The 22,359-nt window shown below is 63.8% G+C and carries 18 protein-coding genes and 2 pseudogenes; 13 read left to right on the top strand and 7 right to left on the bottom strand.

Annotated features, from left to right (window positions below):
* Nucleotides 1-82: 82 nt before the first annotated feature.
* Entirely contained in the window at nt 83-301 is a 219-nt protein-coding gene (gene infA / locus CQW31_RS27725) for a translation initiation factor IF-1 (protein WP_002553999.1), read from the top strand.
* A 182-nt stretch (nt 302-483) separates the two neighbouring features.
* Here the strand turns inward: infA and clpA are convergent, their stop codons facing one another.
* Nucleotides 484-2,754, bottom strand: a complete 2,271-nt coding sequence (gene clpA, locus CQW31_RS27715; RefSeq protein WP_054886818.1) for an ATP-dependent Clp protease ATP-binding subunit ClpA — start codon at nt 2,752-2,754, stop codon at nt 484-486.
* A 30-nt stretch (nt 2,755-2,784) separates the two neighbouring features.
* Nucleotides 2,785-3,147, bottom strand: a complete 363-nt coding sequence (clpS, locus tag CQW31_RS27710; RefSeq protein WP_016488124.1) for an ATP-dependent Clp protease adapter ClpS — start codon at nt 3,145-3,147, stop codon at nt 2,785-2,787.
* A gap of 230 nt (nt 3,148-3,377) precedes the next feature.
* Here clpS and cspD point away from each other — a divergent pair, with 230 nt between their 5' ends.
* Entirely contained in the window at nt 3,378-3,632 is a 255-nt protein-coding gene (gene cspD, locus CQW31_RS27705; protein ID WP_054886819.1) for a cold shock domain-containing protein CspD, read from the top strand.
* Nucleotides 3,633-3,700: 68 nt separating this feature from the next.
* On the opposite strand, the gene icd is transcribed toward cspD, so the two are convergent.
* Entirely contained in the window at nt 3,701-4,957 is a 1,257-nt protein-coding gene (gene icd / locus CQW31_RS27700; protein WP_054886820.1) for an NADP-dependent isocitrate dehydrogenase, read from the bottom strand.
* Nucleotides 4,958-5,384: 427 nt separating this feature from the next.
* Between icd and CQW31_RS27695 the strand changes: the two genes are divergently transcribed.
* The 8 genes from CQW31_RS27695 to CQW31_RS27660 all read left to right on the top strand — a co-directional run bounded on the left by CQW31_RS27695 (nt 5,385) and on the right by CQW31_RS27660 (nt 15,411).
* Nucleotides 5,385-7,610: an NADP-dependent isocitrate dehydrogenase gene (locus CQW31_RS27695; protein WP_099815918.1), complete on the top strand. Its 2,226-nt coding sequence runs from the start codon at nt 5,385-5,387 to the stop codon at nt 7,608-7,610.
* 203 nt (nt 7,611-7,813) lie between these two features.
* Complete coding sequence (locus CQW31_RS27690; RefSeq protein ID WP_099815917.1) at nt 7,814-8,254, top strand: NUDIX hydrolase; 441 nt, start codon at nt 7,814-7,816, stop codon at nt 8,252-8,254.
* Nucleotides 8,255-8,313: 59 nt separating this feature from the next.
* On the top strand, nt 8,314-9,438 hold the full coding sequence (gene mnmA / locus CQW31_RS27685; protein WP_054886823.1) for a tRNA 2-thiouridine(34) synthase MnmA: 1,125 nt from the start codon (nt 8,314-8,316) through the stop codon (nt 9,436-9,438).
* Nucleotides 9,435-10,061 (top strand): high frequency lysogenization protein HflD, encoded by a 627-nt coding sequence (gene hflD, locus CQW31_RS27680; protein ID WP_054886824.1) that lies wholly within the window; start codon nt 9,435-9,437, stop codon nt 10,059-10,061. The genes mnmA and hflD overlap by 4 nt, the downstream gene beginning before the upstream one ends.
* Nucleotides 10,062-10,250: 189 nt before the next feature.
* Nucleotides 10,251-11,621, top strand: a complete 1,371-nt coding sequence (purB, locus tag CQW31_RS27675) for an adenylosuccinate lyase (protein WP_054886825.1) — start codon at nt 10,251-10,253, stop codon at nt 11,619-11,621.
* A gap of 81 nt (nt 11,622-11,702) precedes the next feature.
* Nucleotides 11,703-12,869 carry a cupin domain-containing protein gene (locus CQW31_RS27670; protein WP_054886826.1) on the top strand — a complete coding sequence of 389 codons (1,167 nt, stop codon included), beginning with the start codon at nt 11,703-11,705 and terminating at the stop codon, nt 12,867-12,869.
* The gene (locus CQW31_RS27665) at nt 12,862-13,290 is read left to right on the top strand and encodes a GNAT family N-acetyltransferase (RefSeq protein ID WP_054886827.1); all 429 of its coding nucleotides are present in this window, start codon (nt 12,862-12,864) and stop codon (nt 13,288-13,290) included. The genes CQW31_RS27670 and CQW31_RS27665 overlap by 8 nt, the downstream gene beginning before the upstream one ends.
* A 162-nt stretch (nt 13,291-13,452) precedes the next feature.
* Nucleotides 13,453-15,411 (top strand): DNA topoisomerase III, encoded by a 1,959-nt coding sequence (locus CQW31_RS27660; RefSeq protein ID WP_099815916.1) that lies wholly within the window; start codon nt 13,453-13,455, stop codon nt 15,409-15,411.
* A gap of 129 nt (nt 15,412-15,540) precedes the next feature.
* On the opposite strand, the gene CQW31_RS27655 is transcribed toward CQW31_RS27660, so the two are convergent.
* From CQW31_RS27655 to CQW31_RS27645, 3 genes and pseudogenes are all read right to left on the bottom strand, one after another.
* A complete protein-coding gene (locus CQW31_RS27655; RefSeq protein ID WP_054886829.1) occupies nt 15,541-16,638 on the bottom strand; it encodes an extracellular solute-binding protein in 1,098 nt (365 codons plus the stop codon).
* Nucleotides 16,638-17,747, bottom strand: coding sequence for an agmatine deiminase (gene aguA / locus CQW31_RS27650; protein ID WP_054886830.1), 1,110 nt, complete (start codon nt 17,745-17,747; stop codon nt 16,638-16,640). Before aguA ends, CQW31_RS27655 begins: the two co-directional genes overlap by 1 nt.
* 93 nt (nt 17,748-17,840) lie before the next feature.
* Nucleotides 17,841-18,729, bottom strand: a pseudogene (locus CQW31_RS27645) (LysR substrate-binding domain-containing protein).
* A gap of 233 nt (nt 18,730-18,962) precedes the next feature.
* Between CQW31_RS27645 and CQW31_RS27635 the strand changes: the two are divergent.
* From CQW31_RS27635 to CQW31_RS27625, 3 genes are read left to right on the top strand one after another with little or no spacing between them, the layout of a single operon-like run.
* On the top strand, nt 18,963-20,252 hold the full coding sequence (locus CQW31_RS27635; RefSeq protein ID WP_054887257.1) for an FAD-binding oxidoreductase: 1,290 nt from the start codon (nt 18,963-18,965) through the stop codon (nt 20,250-20,252).
* Complete coding sequence (locus CQW31_RS27630; protein WP_054887258.1) at nt 20,245-20,796, top strand: helix-turn-helix domain-containing protein; 552 nt, start codon at nt 20,245-20,247, stop codon at nt 20,794-20,796. The genes CQW31_RS27635 and CQW31_RS27630 overlap by 8 nt, the downstream gene beginning before the upstream one ends.
* A 9-nt stretch (nt 20,797-20,805) precedes the next feature.
* On the top strand, nt 20,806-22,158 hold the full coding sequence (locus CQW31_RS27625; RefSeq protein ID WP_054887259.1) for a glutamine synthetase family protein: 1,353 nt from the start codon (nt 20,806-20,808) through the stop codon (nt 22,156-22,158).
* 94 nt (nt 22,159-22,252) lie between these two features.
* Here the strand turns inward: CQW31_RS27625 and CQW31_RS31850 are convergent.
* A pseudogene (locus tag CQW31_RS31850) lies at nt 22,253-22,359 on the bottom strand (IS110 family transposase); the annotation flags it as partial.

Here is a 22,359-nt window from a genome sequence, read left to right as displayed (position 1 = left end):
CAGTTTTCGGGCATAATCCACGCCACTTTTTTGCCCGGTGCGGTATGCGTCGGGCCAACACTGGATCCGAGGGCTCTACTGCATGTCGAAAGAAGACAGCTTCGAAATGGAAGGTACTGTCGTCGACACCCTGCCCAACACCATGTTCCGCGTGGAGTTGGAAAACGGGCACGTCGTAACCGCGCACATCTCCGGAAAGATGCGCAAGAACTACATCCGCATTCTCACTGGCGACAAGGTCCGCGTCGAACTGACGCCTTACGACCTGAGCAAGGGCCGCATCACTTACCGTGCGCGCTAAGCTCCAGCCATGAAAAAGCCCGGCCATGTGCCGGGCTTTTTTGTGCCTGCCAGATTGTATGGGGCTACTTCGCAGCCCTGTGGCAGCGGTTCACCCGCGAAGAGCCCAACCCGATGGATGGCACCGGCTGCGCCGGTGTTCGCGGCTGAAGCCGCTCCCACAGGTACAGCACTGCCCCTCCGTCAGGCCACCTCAGCCGTAGTCTCGAAGTCGAACACCAGTTCGCCATCGCGCAGGTCGACGTGCACCACGCCACCGTGCTCGGCCAGCTCACCAAACAGGATCTCTTCGGCCAGCGGCCGCTTGATCTTGTCCTGGATAAGCCGCGCCATCGGCCGTGCTCCCATCTGCACGTCGTAGCCGGAAGCAGCCAGCCAGCCGCGGGCGGCATCGCTGACTTCCAGCAGCACACGCTTGTCTTCCAACTGCGCCTGCAACTCGATGAGGAACTTGTCGACGATGCTCTTGATCGTCTCGGTGCTCAGGCGGCCAAACTGGATGATGGTGTCCAGGCGGTTGCGGAACTCCGGCGTGAAGCTCTTGCGGATGACTTCCATGGCATCGGACGCATGGTCCTGATGGGTGAAGCCGATCGAGGCCCGCGCGGCAGTTTCGGCGCCGGCGTTGGTGGTCATGATCAGGATCACATTGCGGAAGTCGGCCTTGCGCCCGTTGTTGTCGGTGAGGGTACCGTGGTCCATCACCTGCAGCAGCAGGTTGAAGACTTCCGGGTGAGCCTTCTCGATTTCGTCGAGCAACAGCACGCAGTGCGGTTGCTTGGTGATGGCTTCGGTCAGCAGGCCACCCTGGTCGAAACCAACGTAGCCAGGCGGCGCACCGATCAGGCGCGACACGGTGTGACGCTCCATGTACTCGGACATGTCGAAGCGCACCAGCTCGACGCCCAGCGCCTTGGCCAGCTGCCGCGCCGCTTCGGTCTTGCCCACACCGGTGGGGCCGGCGAACAGGAACGAACCGACCGGCTTGTCCGGCGACTTGAGGCCGGCCCGGGACAGCTTGATGGCGGTGGCCAGCGAGTCGATGGCCTGGTCCTGACCGAACACGGTCAGCTTCAGGTCGCGTTCGAGGTTACGCAGCAACTCCTTGTCGGAACTGGTGACGTGCTTCGGCGGAATCCGCGCGATCTTGGCGACAATGTCCTCGACCTGCGGCACATCGATACGCTTGACCCGGCTGGCTTCAGGCTGCAGGCGCTGATAGGCGCCCGCTTCATCGATCACGTCAATGGCCTTGTCCGGCATGTGGCGATCGTTGATATAGCGCGAGGCCAGCTCGGCGGCGGCGCGCAGGGCTTCATCGCTGTACTCGATGTTGTGGTGGCTCTCGAACCGGCCTTTCAGGCCACGCAGGATGCCGACGGTGTCCTCCACCGACGGCTCGCTGACATCGACCTTCTGGAAGCGCCGCGCCAGGGCACGGTCCTTCTCGAAGATGCCGCGGAACTCCTGGAAGGTGGTCGAACCGATGCAACGAATCTCACCAGACGACAGCAGCGGCTTGAGCAGGTTGGAGGCATCCATCACCCCGCCTGACGCCGCACCGGCACCGATGATGGTGTGGATTTCATCGATGAACAGAATCGCTTGCGGGCGCTTTTTCAACTCACCGAGCAGGGCCTTGAAGCGTTTTTCGAAATCACCGCGGTATTTGGTACCCGCCAGCAGCGCGCCAAGGTCCAGCGAATAGACCACGCTCTGCGCCAGCAGGTCCGGCACCTGGCCGTCGACGATGCGTTTGGCCAGGCCTTCGGCGATGGCAGTCTTGCCGACGCCCGCCTCACCGACCAGCAGCGGGTTGTTCTTGCGCCGCCGGGCCAGAATCTGCGCCACACGCTCGACTTCCTGCTCGCGACCCACCAGCGGGTCGATCCGGCCGGCACGGGCCAGTTCGTTCAGGTTGCTGGCGTAGGCGTCCAGCGGGTTGCTCGAAGAGGAGGTTTCGCCACCCTCTTCGTCCTGCATGTCCTGGTCGCTTTCGGAATGCGAGCCATGGCCCGGCACTTTGGAGATGCCGTGGGCGATGTAGTTGACCACATCGATACGGGCCACGCTCTGCTGTTTCAGCAGGAACACGGCCTGGCTTTCCTGTTCGCTGAAGATCGCCACCAGCACATTGGCGCCGGTCACTTCGCGCTTGCCGGAACTCTGCACGTGGAACACGGCACGCTGCAGCACCCGCTGGAAGCCCAGGGTCGGCTGGGTTTCGCGGTCTTCATCGTTGACGGGGATCAGCGGGGTAGTGGAATCGATGAACTCTTGCAGGTCGTGCTTGAGTTTGTCGAGATTCGCGCCACAGGCGCGCAGAACGGTCGCGGCAGCCTCATTGTCAAGGAGTGCCAGCAGCAAATGTTCGACGGTCATGAACTCATGACGCTTCGAACGGGCCTCCTTGAAGGCAAGATTGAGGGTGACTTCGAGCTCGCGGTTTAACATAGCTTCACCTCATACCCAAGTGGTCGGCGATTAACCGTCCTTCTCGATTTCACAGAGTAGCGGATGCTGGCTTTCCCTGGCGTATTGGTTGACCTGCATGGCCTTCGTTTCGGCGATGTCACGGGTAAACAATCCGCACACTGCCCGCCCTTCGGTGTGGACGGTCAGCATGATCTTGGTCGCCAGCTCGCGGTTCAGACTGAAGAACGTTTCGAGCACTTCGACGACGAAATCCATCGGCGTGTAGTCATCGTTGAATAAAACCACCTTGTACATCGGTGGCGCCTGCAGGATCGGCTTGGCTTCCTGTACCGCAAGCCCTGAGCCGTCGTCCTCATTCGTTTGCGGGCGATCCTGATTGAATGTTAGTCGAATCTCACTGGGTGCATGCATGGAAAGAATTTCATCATGAGCGTCAGGTTAAGGTTGTGGGTTGACTGCATTGGCGGCCGCTGGCGCACGCGCCACCTGACCTTGACTAACGGCAAAACGGTGTTACAACCAATAAGAACCCACCGTGGTCGATAAAGATCCGCGCAGTCAACCAGATTTTTCGCAAGGTTCGTATGCGGATGAAGTGGATGATACTCCAGTGATGGAGTCCTTTGCAGAGGGACATAGGGATGGCAAGCGGTAAAGTCAAGTGGTTCAACAATGCCAAGGGCTACGGATTCATCAATGAAGACGGGAAAACCGACGATTTGTTCGCCCACTATTCGGCGATCGAGATGGAAGGTTACAAAACGCTCAAAGCTGGGCAAGCCGTAACGTTCGAGATCCACCAAGGCCCCAAGGGCCTGCATGCGATCAAGATCGCCAGCGCCGCCACCAGCGTCTCTACAGGAGCATCCCAGCCCTCAACTACCGTCCAAGCCTGATCCCTGCTCTCTGCCGACACACGAACAACCGGCCGCTCCTTTACAGAAGCGGCCGGTTTTTCATGGCCTCACATATGCTTGATCATTTCATCGCCAAAACCTGAGCTACTCACCAGCGTGGCACCTTCCATCAAGCGCTCGAAGTCGTAGGTCACTGTCTTGGCAGCAATCGCACCATTGGTGCCCTTGATGATCAGGTCGGCCGCCTCAGTCCAGCCCATGTGCCGCAGCATCATCTCCGCCGACAGGATGACCGAGCCCGGATTGACCTTGTCCTGCCCGGCATATTTCGGGGCGGTACCATGGGTAGCCTCGAACATGGCCACGGTGTCGGACAGGTTGGCGCCCGGCGCGATGCCGATGCCACCCACTTCCGCCGCCAGGGCATCGGAGAGGTAGTCACCGTTCAGGTTGAGGGTGGCGATCACGTCGTACTCGGCAGGGCGCAGCAGGATCTGCTGGAGCATGGCGTCGGCGATGGCGTCCTTGACGATCACTTCACGGCCGCTCCTGGGGTTCTTGAACTTCATCCAAGGGCCGCCGTCGAGCAGTTCGGCACCAAACTCGTCGCGGGCCACCTCGTAGCCCCAATCCTTGAAGGCGCCCTCGGTGAACTTCATGATGTTGCCCTTGTGCACCAGGGTCAGCGATTCGCGATCATTGTCCACCACATATTGCAGGGCCTTGCGTACCAGGCGCTTGGTGCCCTCGCGCGAGACCGGCTTGACGCCAATGCCGCAGTCCTGGTCGAAACGGATCTTGGTGACACCCATTTCCTCCTTGAGGAACTTGATCACCTTGTTCGCTTCAGGCGAGCCGGCCTTCCACTCGATGCCGGCATAGATGTCTTCGGAGTTTTCTCGGAAGATCACCATGTCGACATCGCCTGGCTTTTTCACCGGGCTTGGCACGCCCTGGAACCACAGCACCGGGCGCAGGCACACGTAGAGGTCGAGCTGCTGGCGCAAAGCCACGTTGAGCGACCGGATACCACCGCCGACCGGCGTAGTCAGCGGCCCCTTGATCGAGACAACGTAGTCCTTCACCGCATCCAGGGTCTCCTGCGGCAGCCAGGTATCCTGGTCGTACACCTGGGTGGCCTTCTCGCCGGCATACACCTCCATCCAGGCGATCTTACGCTTGCCGCCGTAGGCTTTCTGCACGGCGGCATCGACCACCTTGATCATCACTGGCGAGACATCGACGCCAATCCCGTCACCTTCGATATAAGGAATGATCGGGTTGTCGGGCACGTTGAGCGAATGGTCGGCATTGACGGTGATCTTGGTGCCGTCGGTCGGAACCTTGATTTTCTGGTATCCCATGCTTGCACTACTCCGCTGTCGGGTGTGATTGGACATCATGCGATCCAATGAGCCTAAACCACATCCGTCGACCTGCAAGCGGTGCGTCATCACGCCACATTGCCCCTACGTCTTTGGTCTTATAAATGGCACCGATGTCACTTCGCCTTGCTGATTAGCCCGAATGGTTTGGTATACTCCGCCGCGACCGAAGGGTCATCGGGGCGAATCCCAGGAAAATGCGGACCGCCCTTGGCCAGGAATGGCCATCAAGCCTGGCCAGAAAAGTCTGGACTGTTACCGCAGCTCAGCATTGACGCTCGACTGATGCATCCACCATCACCGCTCGCAGCCTCTCGACTTTCCGCTCATGGCGTTGCCAGGGCGATGCGCCTACCCTGCGCACCACGAGACTCGAGCACGCTCAGCACACAGAGAGTTAACCCGCATGCCCACCCGTTCCAAGATCATCTATACCTTCACCGACGAAGCCCCCGCCCTCGCCACCTACTCGCTGCTGCCGATCATCGAAGCCTTCACCGCTTCCGCTGACATCGCCGTCGAAACTCGCGACATCTCCCTGGCTGGCCGTATCCTTGCCGCCTTCCCGGAGCAACTGGGCGCAGAGAAGCAAGTAGGCGATCACCTGGCGGAACTGGGTCAGCTGGCTACCACTCCTGAAGCCAACATCATCAAGCTGCCGAACATCAGCGCCTCGGTACCGCAGCTCAAGGCCGCGATCAAGGAACTGCAGGGCAAGGGCTTCAACATCCCTGACTACGCCGACGAGCCATCCACCGAGGCCGAGAAAGAATCCCGCGCACGCTACGACCGCATCAAGGGTTCGGCCGTGAACCCAGTGCTGCGCGAAGGCAACTCCGACCGCCGCGCCCCGCTTTCGGTCAAGAACTACGCCCGCAAGCACCCGCACAAGATGGGCGCCTGGGCCGCCGACTCGAAGTCGCACGTTGCCCACATGAACAACGGCGACTTCTACGGCAGCGAAAAAGCCGCACTGATCGAGGCAGACGACAACCTGCGCATCGAGCTGGTCGGCAAGGATGGCAGCACCACCGTGCTGAAAGCCAAGACTGCCGTCAAAGCCGCCGAAATCGTCGACTGCGCCACCATGAGCCGCAAGGCCCTGAAAGCCTTCATCACTGAGCAGATCGCCGATGCCAAGGCCTCCGGCGTACTGCTGTCGGTGCACCTGAAAGCCACCATGATGAAGGTTTCCGACCCGATCATGTTCGGCGTCATCGTCGAAGCGTTCTACGACCAGGTACTGGCCAAGCACGCAGCAGCCCTGGCTGAAGTAGGCTTCAACGCCAACAACGGCATCGGCGACCTGTACGCCCGCATCAAGGACCTGCCAGCCGACAAGCAGGCCGAGATCGAAGCCGACATCCAGGCCCTGTACGCCGAGCGTCCAGCCCTGGCCATGGTCAACTCCGACAAGGGCATCACCAACCTGCACGTGCCGAGCGACGTCATCGTCGACGCCTCGATGCCAGCGATGATCCGCGACTCGGGCAAGATGTGGAACAGCGCCGGTGAACTGCAGGATGCCAAGGCGATCATCCCGGATCGTTGCTACGCCGGCATCTACCAGGCCACCATCGAAGACTGCAAGGCCAACGGCGCCTTCGACCCGACCACCATGGGCAGCGTGCCGAACGTCGGCCTGATGGCGCAGAAGGCCGAAGAGTACGGCTCCCACGACAAGACCTTCCAGATTCAGGCCGACGGCGTAGTACGCGTGGTCGATGGCAAAGGCAACGTCGTTCTGGAGCAGAACGTTGAAGCCGGTGACATCTTCCGCATGTGCCAGACCAAAGACGCGCCGATCCAGGACTGGGTCAAGCTGGCCGTCAACCGTGCCCGCCTGAGCAACACCCCGGCGGTGTTCTGGCTGGACCCGGCCCGCGCCCACGACGGCGTGATGATCGAGAAGGTACAGAAGTACCTGAAGGACCACGACACCAGTGGCCTGGACATCCGTGTCCTGGCGCCGGTCGACGCTATCAAGTTCTCCCTGGCCCGCATCCGCGAAGGCAAGGACACCATCTCGGTGACCGGCAACGTGCTGCGCGACTACCTGACCGACCTGTTCCCGATCATGGAACTGGGCACCAGCGCCAAGATGCTGTCGATCGTGCCGCTGATGAACGGCGGTGGCCTGTTCGAAACCGGCGCCGGCGGTTCGGCTCCGAAGCACGTGCAGCAGCTGGTGGAAGAGAACTTCCTGCGTTGGGACTCGCTGGGTGAATTCCTGGCCCTGGCCGCTTCCCTGGAGCACCTGGGCAACACCTACGACAACCCGCGCGCCAAGGTCCTGGCCAACACCCTGGACCAGGCAACCGGCAAGTTCCTCGACACCAACAAGTCGCCTTCGCGCAAAGTCGGTGGTATCGACAACCGCGGCAGCCACTTCTACCTGACCCTGTACTGGGCCCAGGCGCTGGCTGCACAGAGCGATGACGCCGCTCTGCAGGCGCGCTTCGCCCCACTGGCCAAGACCCTGACCGAGAACGAGGAGACCATTGTCGCCGAGCTCAACGCCGTTCAGGGCAAGCCGGCCGACATCGGTGGCTACTACGCCCCGGATGCCGAGCTGACCGCCAAGGTGATGCGCCCAAGCCAGACCCTGAACAGCGCCATTGCCGCCCTGTAAGGTTCGCTTGAGGTAACCGCACAAACCCCGGCCACGCACCGGGGTTTGTGCTTTCTGGCCCCGGGGCTGCTGCGCAGCCCATCGCAGGCAAGCCAGCTCCCACAGGGAGTGTGAATGACCCAGGCCTTGCACCGTACCTGTGGGAGCTGGCTTGCCTGCGATGGACCGCAACGCGGCCCCGACATTCTGAAAGGACACCGCATATGACCTGGCAACCGCACATCACCGTCGCCACCATCGTCGAACACGAAGGCAAATTCCTCTTCGTCGAAGAATTCAAAGCCGGCCAGCACGTCTTCAACCAACCCGCCGGCCACCTCGAACCCAACGAGACCCTGCCCCAGGCCGCCCTGCGCGAAACCCTGGAAGAAACCGCCTGGGAAGTCGAGCTCACCGGCGTGGTCGGCATCTACCTCTACACCGCCCCGAGCAATGGCGTGACCTACCAGCGCATCTGCTTCGCCGCCCGCCCCGTGCGCCACCACCAGGACCTTGCCCTGGACACCGACATTGTCCGCGCCGTGTGGCTGACCCGCGAAGAACTGCTGGCCGACCCCGCTCGCTGGCGCAGCGAACTCGTCCCGCGCTGTCTCGACGACTACCTCGCCGGCCCGCTGCACAGCCTCGACTTGCTGCGTGACTGACGCGCCGCGCCGGTTTTGCTAGAATCGGCGTTTTTCCCCCTTGATACACACCGGTACCCATGACCAGCCCAGCACTCAAAGACCCCGCCAAGACCCGCGTCATCGTCGGCATGTCCGGCGGCGTGGACTCATCCGTCTCTGCCCTTCTGCTCATGGAACAGGGCTACCAGGTGGAAGGGCTGTTCATGAAGAACTGGGAAGAAGACGACGGCACCGAATATTGCACCGCCCGTGAAGACCTGGCCGACGCCCAGGCCGTGTGCGACCGCATCGGCATCAAGCTGCACACCGCCAACTTCGCCGCCGAATACTGGGACAACGTGTTCGAGCACTTCCTTGAGGAATACAAGGCCGGCCGCACGCCCAACCCGGACATCCTCTGCAACCGCGAAATCAAGTTCAAGGCGTTCCTTGATTATGCCCTGTCGCTGGGTGCCGACCTGATCGCCACCGGCCACTATGTGCGCCGCCGCGACTCCGGCGCGCTCACCGAACTGCTCAAAGGCCTGGACCCGAACAAGGACCAGAGCTACTTCCTGCATGCAGTTGGCGGCAAGGAAATCGCCCGTACACTGTTCCCGGTCGGCGAGCTGGAAAAGCCCGAGGTGCGCGCCATCGCCGAAAAACACGGCCTGGCCACCGCCAAGAAAAAGGATTCCACCGGCATCTGCTTCATCGGCGAGCGCCGCTTCAGCGACTTCCTCAAGCAGTACCTGCCAGCCCAGCCCGGCAACATCGAAACCACCGAAGGTGAAGTGATCGGTCGCCACCACGGCCTGATGTACCACACCATCGGCCAGCGCCAAGGCTTGGGCATAGGCGGCCTGAAGGACGCCGGTGACGAGCCGTGGTACGTGTTGCACAAGGACCTGACCCGCAATGTGCTGGTGGTCGGCCAGGGCAACGAGCACCCGTGGCTGTTCTCCCGCGCCCTGCTTGCATCGGAAATCTTCTGGGTCAACCCGGTCGACCTGAGCAGCCCGCGCCGGCTGACCGCCAAGGTGCGCTACCGCCAGAGCGACCAGCAATGCACGCTGGAGCTGACCGCAACCGGCTACCGCGCCGTGTTCGACGAGCCGCAGCGCGCCGTGACCCCGGGCCAGTCGGTGGTGTTCTATGACGGCGATGTGTGCCTGGGTGGCGGCGTGATCGAGACCGCCGAGCCGTGGAGCCCGCGCGCATGAGCAATCTGCAGGAGCAGCTGATTGCCCTGGGCGGCGTGTTCCAGGCCGCCGTGCTGGTCGACCGCATCGCCCGCACCGGCCAGGCCAGCGAAGCCAACATCGGCTGCATGCTGGGCAGCCTGCTGGTGCGCGACCCCAAGGACACCCTGGAGGTGTTCGGCGGCGACGACCTCAACCTGCGCGACGGTTACCGCGCCCTGGTCGGCGCCCTCGAGCGCGACCCCAGCAGCCTGCAACGCGAACCGCTGCGCTACGCACTGTCGATGCTGGGCCTTGAGCGCCAGCTGAACAAGCGCGGCGACCTGCTCGAAACCATCGGCAACCGCCTGCCGCAAATCCAGTCGCAGGCCGACCATTTCGGCCTGGCCCATGAAAATGTCATCGCGTCCAGCGGCGCGTTGTACCAGGACACCCTGAGCACCTTGCGCCAGCGCATCCAGGTGCACGGCGACATGCGCTTCCTGCAGCAGGCCAGCAACGCCTCGAAGATCCGCGCCCTGCTGCTCGCCGGCATCCGCGCCGCACGCCTGTGGCGCCAGCTGGGCGGGCATCGCTGGCAGTTGGTGTTCAGCCGGCGCAAGCTGCTCAACGAACTGTACGACATGATGCGCACACCGTCCTGAAGAAAAACGCCGGACCTGTAGGAGCGGCCTTGCGTCGCGAAAGGGCTGCGCAGCAGCCCCAGAATCGCCGCCCCAGCATAGATTGCCGGGGCTGCTGCGCAGCCCTTTCGCGACGCAAGGCCGCTCCTACAGGGATTTTTCATGTATGATATGCGCCCTTCCAAAAGCCTGACTGTCCGAGAACACCCCATGCAGCTTTCTTCGCTCACTGCGGTTTCCCCTGTAGACGGCCGTTACGCCGGCAAAACCCAGGCCTTGCGCCCCATTTTCAGCGAATTCGGGCTGATCCGTTTCCGCGCCCTGGTCGAAGTGCGCTGGCTGCAGCGCCTGGCCGCCCACCCGCAGATCGGCGAAGTGCCGGCGTTCTCCGCCGAAGCCAACGCCCTGCTGGACAGCCTGGCCACCGACTTCAAGCTCGAGCACGCCGAACGCGTCAAGGAAATCGAGCGCACCACCAACCACGACGTCAAGGCGATCGAATACCTCCTCAAGGAGCAGGCCGCCAAGCTGCCTGAGCTGGCCAAGGTCAGCGAGTTCATCCACTTCGCCTGCACCAGCGAGGACATCAACAACCTGTCCCACGCCCTGATGCTGCGCGCCGGCCGTGACGATGTGCTGCTGCCGCTGATGCGCCAGATCGCCGACGCCATCCGCGCCCTGGCCCATGCCCATGCCGACGTGCCGATGCTCTCGCGCACCCACGGCCAGCCGGCTTCGCCGACCACCCTGGGCAAAGAGCTGGCCAACGTCGTGTACCGCCTGGAGCGCCAGATCGCCCAGGTTGCCGCCGTGCCGCTGCTGGGCAAGATCAACGGCGCCGTGGGCAACTACAATGCCCACCTGTCGGCTTACTCGCAGATCGACTGGGAACAGAACGCCCGCGCCTTCATCGAAGACGAGCTGGGCCTGCAGTTCAACCCGTACACCACCCAGATCGAGCCGCACGACTACATCGCCGAGCTGTTCGACGCGATCGCTCGCTTCAACACCATCCTCATCGACTTCGACCGCGACGTCTGGGGCTATATCTCGCTGGGCTACTTCAAACAGAAGACCGTGGCTGGCGAAATCGGCTCGTCGACCATGCCGCACAAGGTCAACCCGATCGACTTCGAAAACTCCGAAGGCAACTTAGGGATAGCCAACGCACTGTTCCAGCACCTGGCCAGCAAGCTGCCGATCTCGCGCTGGCAGCGTGACCTGACCGACTCCACCGTACTGCGCAACCTGGGCGTGGGCTTCGCCCACAGCGTCATCGCCTACGAAGCCAGCCTGAAAGGCATCGGCAAGCTGGAAGTCAACCAAGCCCGCATCGCCGCCGACCTGGACGCCTGCTGGGAAGTCCTCGCCGAGCCGATCCAGACCGTGATGCGCCGCTTCAACATCGAGAACCCCTACGAGAAGCTCAAGGAACTGACCCGTGGCAAGGGCATCACGCCAGAAGCGCTGCTGACCTTCATCGACGGCCTCGACATGCCGGCCGACGCCAAGGCCGAGCTGAAGCTGCTCACCCCCGCTACCTACATCGGTAACGCGGCAGCCCAGGCCAAACGCATCTAAGCTGACCGTCGCGTTCAACGCCCGGCCTGGCCGGGCGTTTTTATTCGCGGACGAAAATTACGTTTTTTCAATAGGTTGAACATGAATCCTGATACTCCACTGCAGCTGCTCGGCGGCATCTCGGCCCGCGAATTCATGCGCGACTACTGGCAGAAGAAGCCGCTGCTGGTGCGCCAGGCCTTCCCGGACTTCGAAAGCCCGATCGACCCCGACGAGCTGGCCGGCCTGGCCCTGGAAGAGGAAGTCGAGTCGCGCATCGTCCTCGAACACGGCGCCCACCCGTGGGAGCTGCGCCGCGGGCCGTTCAGCGAAGACACCTTTGCCGAACTGCCGGAGAAAGACTGGACCCTGCTGGTGCAGGCCGTCGACCAGTTCGTCCCGGAAGTCGCCGAGCTGCTCGAGCACTTCCGCTTCCTGCCGAGCTGGCGTATAGATGACGTGATGATCAGCTTCGCCACCCCAGGTGGCAGTGTCGGCCCGCACTTCGACAATTACGACGTGTTCCTGCTCCAGGGCCATGGCGAGCGTAACTGGAAAATCGGCCAGATGTGCAACAGCGACAGCCCGCTGCTTGAGCACGCCGACCTGCGCATCCTGGCCGAATTCGAACAGAGCGGCGAATGGACGCTGGAGCCGGGCGACATGCTCTACCTGCCGCCGCGCCTGGCCCACTACGGCGTCGCCGTGGACAACTGCCTGACCTACTCGGTCGGCTTCCGCGCCCCAAGCGCCGCCGAAGTGCTGACCCACTTCACCGATTTCCTCGGCCAGTTCCTGCCGGACGAAGAGCGCTACAGCGACGCCGACGCGCAACCTGCCAGCGACCCGCACCAGATCCAGCACGATGCCCTCGACCGCCTCAAGGCGTTGATCGACAAGCACACCAACGACAAGGACCTGCTGCTGACCTGGTTCGGCCAGTTCATGACCGAGCCGCGCTACCCGGAACAGGTGGTCGGTGAAGAAATGGACGAAGACGAGCTGATCGAAGCCCTGGAAGACGGCGCCATCCTGATCCGCAACCCGAGCGCGCGGCTGGCCTGGTCCGAACTCGGCGACGACCTGATGCTGTTCGCCAGCGGCCGTAGCTGCCCACTGCCGGCCAAGCTGCGCGAGCTGCTGAAGCTGGTGTGCTCGGCCGATGCGCTACACATCGACAACCTTGAGCAGTGGTTGCAGGATGAAGATGGCCTTATGCTGGTCCAGCAGCTGATCAAACAAGGAAGCCTGGGATTCGCCAATGAATAAGATTCGTGTGCGCCTTGCCGACTGGCACAAGGATAACGCTGATATCCGCCGTATCCGCGAAGCCGTGTTCATTGCCGAGCAGCATGTACCACCAGAGCTGGAGTGGGATTCGGACGATCCGGGCGCCGCACATTTCCTGGCGCTGGAAGGCGACTATCCGATCGGCACGGCTCGCCTGCTGCCTGACGGCACCATTGGCCGGGTCTCGGTGCTCAAGGACTGGCGTGGGTTGAAGGTCGGTGATGCACTGATGAATGCAGTGATCGTCGAAGCGCAGAACCGTGACCTGAAGCAGCAGATGCTCAGTGCACAGGTGCATGCCACGCCGTTCTACGAGCGCCTGGGCTTTCGCGTAGTCAGCGAGGAGTTCCTCGAAGCCGGCATTCCGCACGTGGACATGGTACGCGACTCGCGCGCCTGAAACCTGCACTGGCCTCTTCGCGGGCATGCCCGCGAAGAGGCCAGCACAGGTAAAGACACTCCCCCTCACAAAAACCTGTACATCCATCCAGATAAAACTTGCCTCCGCGCCCCTGCTTGCGCATCCTAGTGCCCATCATTCCCCGATGAAGCGTTCCCGGCCATGCGCCTGTTCCTCTGCGAAAAACCCTCCCAGGCCAAAGACATCGCCAAGGTGCTCGGCGCCAACCGCAAGGCCGACGGCTGCTGGCAGGGCACCGACGTCTGCGTGACCTGGTGCATCGGCCACCTGCTGGAAACCGCCCCGCCCGACAGCTACGACGACCGCTACAAGCGCTGGAACCTCGCCGACCTGCCGATCATCCCGGCAAAGTGGAAGATGCTGGTCAAGCCCAAGACCGCCAGCCAGTTCAAGGCGGTCAAGCGCCTGCTCGGCGAAGCCCGCGAACTGGTGATCGCCACCGACGCCGACCGCGAAGGTGAGATGATTGCCCGCGAGCTGGTCGAGCACTGCCGCTACCGCGGCCCGATCCAGCGCCTGTGGCTGTCGGCCCTGGACGACGCTTCGATCCGCAAGGCCCTGGCGCGCCTGCTGCCCGGCCAGCAAACCTTCAACCTCTACCATTCGGCCCTGGGCCGCTCCCGCGCCGACTGGCTGATCGGCATGAACATGAGCCGGCTGTTCACCCTGCTCGGCCGCCAATCCGGCTACCAGGGCGTGCTGCCAGTGGGGCGGGTGCAAACCCCTACCCTGCGCCTGGTGGTCGACCGCGACCGCAGCATCGCTGATTTCGTGCCCGTGCCGTTCTGGGCCATCGATGTCCAGCTGGAAAGTGCCGGCAAGTCTTTCAACGCCCAGTGGCGCGCACCGGAAGACACCTGCGACGACCAGGGCCGCTGCCTGAACCAGGCGCTCGCCCGACAGGCTGCTGGCGACATGCAAGATGCCGGTACGGCGCGGGTATTGAAAGTCGCCACCGAGCGCGTGCGCGAGGCCGCACCGCTGCCCTTCGACCTGGGCACCCTGCAGGAGCTGTGCTCGAAAAAGTTCGGCCTCGGCGCCCAGGAAACCCTCGACATCGCCCAGGCGCTGTACGAAACCCACAAGCTGATCACCTACCCGCGCAGCGACTGCGGCTACCTGCCAGTCAGCCAGCACAGCGAGGCGCCAGCCATCCTCGCGGCGCTGCAGCGGGCGGACGCCAGCCTGGCGCCGCTGCAAGCCCACCTTGAGCCACAGCGCCGCTCCCGCGCCTGGAACGACGCCAAGGTCAGCGCCCACCACGGCATCATCCCCACGGCAGCCGCCAGCGACCCGGCACGCCTGCCGGCCAAGCACAAGGCTGTCTATACCCTGATTCGTGCCCGCTACCTGGCGCAGTTTCTACCCAACCACGAGTACGATCGCACCCAGGTCGAGTTCGACTGCGCCGGCCATGCCCTGCGCGCCGTCGGCAAGCAGATCGTCCAACCCGGCTGGCGCCGCGCCCTCCCCGAAGCGCTGACCCCGGCCAGGGGCCGCGAGGCCCAGCCAGCCCAGGTGCTGCCGGCCCTGCGCGAAGGCCAGGACTGCAACGTGCATGATGTGCAACTGAAGGACCTGTGGACCCAGCCACCGAAACCGTTTACCGAAGGCGACCTGATCAAGGCGATGAAGAACGTCGCCAAGCTGGTGGACGACCCACGGCTGAAACAGAAGCTTAAGGAAACCACCGGCATCGGCACCGAAGCCACCCGTGCCAGCATCATCCAGGGCTTGCTCGACCGTGGTTATCTGGTGAAGAACGGCAAGGCACTGTCTGCCACCCCTGCCGCGTTCAGCCTGATTGACGCCGTGCCCCGCGCCATTGCCGACCCTGGTACCACGGCCATCTGGGAACAGGCACTGGACATGGTGCAGAGCGGCGAGATGAGCCTTGAAGAGTTCGTCACCCGGCAGTCGGCGTGGATGGGCAAGCTGGTGGAGCGTTGCCGCGGGATGCGCATGACCATTACCGGGCCGGCGGTGGGCAAGGCGGCGCCTTGGAAGAAGAAGCGGCGCACTACCAGTAAAGGCAAGGCGTCTGATGGCAAACCAGCTGCCAGCAAGCCGCGGCAGCCACGGCGCAAGGCCTCTGGCTGATGCAGCGCTTGTGCCGGCCTCCTTCGCGGCTAAAGCCGCTCCCACAGGTACTGCATAGATGCCGAAGGCGGTGCTATCCCTGTGGGAGCGGCTTTAGCCGCGAAGAGGCCGGTACAGCCACCACAAATTCTAAGTCCCACTCTTCAGCCGGCTGAATGCCCGGGTCAACTCGCGGTTGAACGCCTTGCCATTATCATTCTTGCCATACAACCGCGCCCGCACCTCAGCCGACGGATAGGTCCCCGGCGCATTGCGGATCTGCGCGTCCACCAGCCCATCCGCCGCCGTAATCGCGTTGGCGTAGTGAATGGTGTCGGTAATCGGCGCGATCACATCCGGCCGCATCAGGTAATCCACCAGTTTCCACGCGGCATCCGGGTGCGGCGCATCCTTGGGCACCACCAGCGCATCCAGCCAGATCAACGTGCCCTCCTTCGGAATGCTGTAGTCCAGCACAAACGCCTTGCCCGCCTGCTGCGCCTGCCCTTCGGCGATGGCCACGTTGCCGTTCCACGACATCGCCACGCAGGTTTCGCCATTGGCCAGGTCGTTGATGTTGCGGTCGTTGTCGAAGTAGCGAATGTACGGGCGCACCTTGCGCAGTTGCACCTCCGCCGCCTTCAGGTCCTCAAGGCGCTGCTGGTTGATGTCCAGGCCCATGTAGCGCATCACTGCGGCGAACACTTCGTTGGGGTCGTTGAGCAGACTCACCCCGCAGTCGGCGAATTTCGCCACCACCTGCGGGTCGAACAGCATCGCCCAGCTGTCCAGCGGTGCATCGCCCATGCGTGCCTTCACCGCCTGCTGCTGGTAGCCCACCCCGGTGGTGCCCCAGGCATAGGTCCCGGCATAGCGGTTACCCGGGTCGAACAAGGCCATGTGCTGGCGGAACTCTTCACCCACCCCGGCCAGGTGCGGTAGCTGGGCTTTGTCCAGCGGCTGCAGGGCGCCGCTGGCAATGGCCCGGCTCAGGTGCTGGCCGGCGGTGAGCACCACGTCGTAGCCACTGCCACCGGTCAGCAGCTTGGTCTCGGCGGTTTCCAGCGAGTCGAAGTGGTCGGCCACCACACGAATGCCGGTTTCCTTTTCGAACCGGGTCAAGGTATCGGGGGCAAGGTACTCGCCCCAGATGTACAGGTTCACGGTCGGCTGTTGTGCGTCGGCAGCCTGGGCCGCCGAGGCGGCGCAGCCCAGGGCGAGCGCAAGGGTGAGTGCGCTCGGCTTCATCAGCGGCGGCCTCCAGCGTATTGCGGCATGGTGATGCAGGCGACGTTGCCGCCACCGAGCAGGATCTCGCGGGAGTTCTCGATACCGATAATGCGGTGCTCGGGGAACAACTCGGCCAGTGTCGCCTGGGCAATTGCGTCATTGCGATCGCCAAACAGCGGCACGACGATGGCCGAGTTGCCCGCGTAGTAGTTGATGTACGAAGCACAGATCTGGGTGCCGGCCGCGCGCAGGTGAGTGCCTTCGACCTGGTCCAGCCCTGCGGCCTCTTCGGCCGTCCATTGCAGCACGTCGGGTTGCGGCAGCTTGTGCACCTTCAGTTCACGGCCACGGGTATCGCGGGTGCTGCGCAGGATGTCGTAGGCCTCCTGGTAGATTTCCCACTGCGGGTCGTCACGGTTATCGGTCCATTGCAGCACCACTTCACCGGGGCGCACAAAGCAGGCCAGGTCGTCGACGTGGCCATCGGTCTCGTCGAACTTGCAGCCACGCGGCAGCCAGATCACCTGCTCGGCCCCCAGATAGTCTTCAAGGCGACGGGTCACCTCGGCCTTGCCCAGGTGGGCGTTGCGGTTGCGGTTCAGCAGGCATTGCTCGGTGGTCAGCAGGCTGCCCTGGCCGTCGCTCTGGATGCCGCCAAGCTCGGCGATCAGCGGCGCGCGATAGCGGTCCAGGCCTTCGATCTCGAGGATTTTCTGGGCGATCTGGTCGTCCTTGTCCCACGGGTAGTAGAGGCCGCCATCGAGCCCGCCATAGGCGTTGAACTCGAAGTCGACGCCACGCACTTCACCACTGTTGTCATTGACCACGAAGCAAGCACCGCTGTCACGGAACCAGGTGTCGTTGCAGGTCATTTCCACTACCCGGACCTGCGGTGGCAGCAGGCGCCGGGCATTGACGTACTGGCCAGCGGAGGCGCAGACCGTGACCGGCTCGCTGGAGGCGATTGCCGTGACGATCTCGACCCAGACCTTCTGCGCAGGCTTGGCGCCATTGCGCCAGACATCCGGGCGCTCTGGCCAGCCGAGCCAGCAACCCGCCTTGCGCTCGAATTCGCCGGGCAGGCGGAAGCCATCGGCCTTGGGGGTGGTGGTGAGCGAACGTGCCATGGGTCAACCTCGTATCGGTGGGTGATGGCTGCACGCTACGCCGCCCCGCTTGCGGCATCCAACGACGAAAACTCAGCGATAGCTGAATTCAATTCAGCTATCGCCCAGCTGTTCGATGAACCATTCGATGAAGTCAGCCACCGGTGCCCGCTCAAGGCGCAGCCGTTCGCACACCAGCGCGTATTGCCCCTGGGCCGTCACGCTGGCACTGAACGGGCGCACCAACCGGCCGCTCTGCAGGTCGGCCTGGCAGGTCAGGTTGTCGCCCATCGCCACGCCCTGCCCCAGCAGCGCAGCCTCCAGCGCCAGCGCGGCATGGGGGAAGTACAGCTGACGGGTGGGCAAGGCGTCGTCGGCGTGAGTGGCCAGCCAGGTGGTCCAGGTGCGACCGTCCTGGTCATCGTGCAACAGGCAGTGGCGCACCAGGTCACGCGGGCGCTTGAGCCCGCCCTGGTTGAACAGGCCCGGGCTGCAGACGGGGAAGAACTGCAGCAGTGGCAGCGGCCGGACGAAGTGGGTGCTGGCGTCCAGGGCGCTGGTGCCGTAGGTGATGGCCAGGTCGACGTCCAGCGCCGGGGCGCCGGCATCGATCGGCTGATCGTGCAGGTGCAGGGTGATGTGCGGGTAACGGCTGCTGAAATCGGCCAGGCGCGCGACCAGCCACTTTTGCGCCAGCTCCGCCGTCACCGCGATCCGCAGCACCGCTTGCGAAGCCGGGTCGCGCAGCTCGTCGCAGGCCTTGCCGATCAGCTCGAAGGCCTGTTGCAGGTGATGCAGCAGGCGTTCGGCTTCGGCACTGGGGCGCACCTGGCGTGCCGACGCGCTCGAACAGGGCGACGCCGAGCTGCTCTTCGAGCTGGCGAATCTGGTGGCTGACGGCGCTGTCGGTAACGCACAGCTCGGCGGCGGCACGGCCGAAGTGGCCATGGCGGGCGGCGCATTCGAAAGTGCGCAGGGCAGTCAGGGAAGGCAGGCGGCGCATTGTTTTTCCTGTCAGGGCCTCGGGGGCTGCTTTGCAGCCCTTTCGCGACACAAGGCCGCTCCTACAGGAATCCGCGCTCGTCTGTAGGAGCGGCCTTGTGTCGCGAAAGGGCTGCGCAGCGGCCCCAGAATCATATATGCAACGAAGATTCAAAGACGAACGGTGTGGCGCCATGAAAATTACCTGCTAGATTTTCATGAAAATAACCACAATAAATTTCACGAGGCCAAGGCATGTTCAAGCAATCCGCCCAGCACGTCGCCAGCTACTACGCCCAGACCTACCCCGCCAGCATCCCCCTGCGCCCTACCCTGCAAGGCTCGCACGACAGCGATGTGCTGATCATCGGCGCCGGTTTCAGCGGCCTGCACACCGCGCTGCGCCTGACCTTGGCCGGCAAGCGCGTGACGATGCTGGAAGCCAGCCGAGTGGCCTGGGCCGCTTCCGGTCGCAACGGAGGCCAGGCGCTGCTGGGCTGGTCGTGCGATATGCCGCCCCTGGAGAAAGCGCTGGGCGTGGAACGCACCCGGCGCCTGTGGGACAGCATGTGCTGGGCCGCCGACGAGATGCGCGAGCTGCCCCAGCGCCATGGCTTCGACATCGATTACCGGCTCGGTAGCCTGTGGACCGCCGTGTTGCCCCGCCGGATAAAGATGCTCGAAGAAGCCCTGCACGACGCCGAGCACAAATGGGGCTACGACGCCCTGCGCCTGATCGGCCGCGACGAGCTGGCGCAATGGATCGACAGCCCGCGCTATCAGGCGGCGCTGTATGACGCCAAGGGCGCGCACCTCAACCCGCTGAAACTGGCCCAGGGCCTGGCCGCCACCATCGAAGCCCATGGCGGGCGCATCTTCGAGCAGAGCCAGGTGCTCGGCTATCAGCCCAGCGCCAACGGCTACGTGGCCCGCACCGAGCATGGCGAGGTACGTTGCGGGGTGCTGGTACTGGCCTGCAACGCCTACATCGACCGCCTCGACCGTGGCCTGTCGCGCCGGCTGCTGCCGGTCGGCTCGTACCAGGTGGCCACCGCGCCGCTGGATGCCGAGTTCGCCCGCTCGCTGCTGCCGCGCAACAGCTGCGTGATCGACAACCAGTTCGTACCCGACTACTTCCGCCTCACCCCCGATCACCGCCTGCTGTTCGGCGGTGGCTGCACCTACCTGGGCGGCATTCCAAAGGACGTCGCCAGCGCCACGCGCCCCTACCTGGAAAGGGTGTTCCCGCAACTGGCCGGGGTGGCCATCGATTATGCCTGGGGCGGCCACATCGACTGCAGCATCCAGCGCACCCCGGACGTCGGTCGCGAGGGCCTGCGCTATTGGCTGCAAGGCTTCTCTGGCCACGGCGTGCTGCCGACCCTGGCCGCCGCGCGGGCGGTCAGCGACGCCATTCTCGGCGACGATGACCTGCTGGCGTTGTACCAGGGCATCGACAACGGCCGCTTCCCGGGCGGTGACCTGCTGGCCGCACCGCTGGAGGCAGCGGCCAAGGCCTGGTACAGGATGCGCGATCATGTCTGAAGACGCCCAGGGCCTGGCCCTGCTGATTCGCGACTTGCGCAAGCACCGCGGGCTGACCCTCGATGAGCTGGCGGGCAAGGTCAAACGCTCGCTGGGCTTTCTGTCCCAGGTCGAACGCGGCCTGTCGCAGCCGACCGTGGCCGACCTTACGGCCATCAGCGAAGCCCTGCAGGTGCCGACCACCTACTTCTACCAGGCCAGCCAGCCACCCGCGCTGGACTGGGTCACCCGCCCCGGCGAGCGGCGCACCATCTACTACGCCGAAGGCATCAGCGACGTGCTGGTCTCACCGACCCTCAACGGCCGTTTCGCCATGCTCGAAAGCCATCTGGCGCCCGGCGCCAGCAGTGGCGAGGGGCACCTGGACGACAGCTCCGAGCAAGGTGGTTTCGTCCTCGAGGGCGAACTGACCCTCTGGCTTGCCGATGACGAACAAGCCGTGACCCTGGCGCCCAACGACAGCTTCCAGCTGCCGCCCAACCGCCACTTTCGCTACGCCAACCTGACCGACCAGACGACCCGCGTCCTCTGGGTATTCCGATGAGAGCACAGCATGACCCTAACAACAGGCTTTCCCGATCTGCTCAGTGAAGTCCGCGCGTTCCGTGCCCGCCACCCCGACGTCAGCCATGTCGACCTGCTCAGCCTGGACATCCCTGGGCACTTCTACGGCAAGCGCTACCCGATCGACATGCTGGAAAAGGTCGCCGCCGGCAGCCCGCTGAAACTGCCGCAGAATTGCGTACTGCTGGGGGTACAAGGTGGGCTGTTCCCGATCGGCGACTACTGCTTCAACGACGGCGACCCGGATGCCATCCGCCGCCTGATCCCCGGCACGCTCAAGCCGGTGACCTGGGAGCGCGAGCCACTGGGGCAGATGCTGATCAGCTCCGACGGTACTGCCGCGCCTATCGAGTTCGAACCCCGCGAGGTCCTCGCCCGCGTGCTGCAGCGCCTCGAGCGACGTGGCATCCGCCCGGTGGTGGCGTTCGAACTGGAGTTCTACCTGTTCGACCGGGCGCTCAAGCAAGGGCTGCCGCAGTTCCCCCGCGACCCGCTCAGCGATGACCCGGACGACCAACCCAACATGCACATCGAACGGCTGTCGCGCTTCAGCGACGTGCTGCATGACATGGTCGACACTGCCCAGGCGCAGGGCGTGGACGCCAACGTGATCACCGCCGAACTGGGCCCCGGCCAGTTCGAGATCAACTTCGGCCACTGCGACGACGGCCTGCAGGCGGCCGACTGGGCCGCCCTGTTCTGCCGCAGCACCCGCGGCGTCGCGCTCAAGCACGGGCTGCGCGCCTCGTTCATGAGCAAGCCCTACCTGCAGGCGCCTGGCAGCGGCATGCACGTGCATGTGAGCCTGTACGACCAGGCCGGCAACAACCTGCTGGCCGCCGACCAGCAGCGCCCGCTACGCCACGCGGTGGCCGGCTGCCTGGCGCTGCTGCCGCATTGCATGCCGATCTTCGCGGCCAACCACAATGCATTTCGCCGCTATGGCGCCATGGTCAATGCCGCCAGCCGTGCGAGCTGGGGGTTCGAGGACCGCGATGCGTGCATTCGCATTCCCGAATCGGATGCGCGCAATCTGCGTATCGAGCACCGGCTGGCGGGGGCGGATGCCAACCCGTACCTGGTGCTGGCGGCGATCCTGTGTGGCATGGAGCATGGGCTGGATGCCGCGCAGGAGCCGATTGCGCCGCTGAACGAAGATCGCAGCAGCGGCATCGATTTCCCCAAGGACATGCTCGGCGCGGTCGCGGCCATGCGCAGTCACCCGGCAGTGAACGAAGGGCTGGGGGAAGAGTTCGTGATGGTGTACTGCGAGAACAAGCGCCAGGACCATCTGGCGTTCATGCAGGAAGTCAGTGCGCGGGAGTACCGCTGGTTCATGTGACATCGGTGATGGCCTCTTCGCGGGCACGCCCGCTCCCACAGGTCCTGCGCTAGCCTCAATGCCTGTGCGATACCTGTGGGAGATTCTATGGTTTTCAGCAAGCCAGTTTCCCGCCTTTGGTGACGTATTCGTCCTGATTTTTCATCAGGGCGAATGCCACCCGCGCGAGCTTTCTTGCCAGGATTACCAGAGCTTGGGTTG

Origin of the sequence: Pseudomonas sp. 382 (genome assembly GCF_002759075.1) — a bacterium.
Lineage (GTDB): Bacteria > Pseudomonadota > Gammaproteobacteria > Pseudomonadales > Pseudomonadaceae > Aquipseudomonas > Aquipseudomonas vlassakiae.
This window is presented reverse-complemented; position numbering and strand designations above follow the sequence as displayed.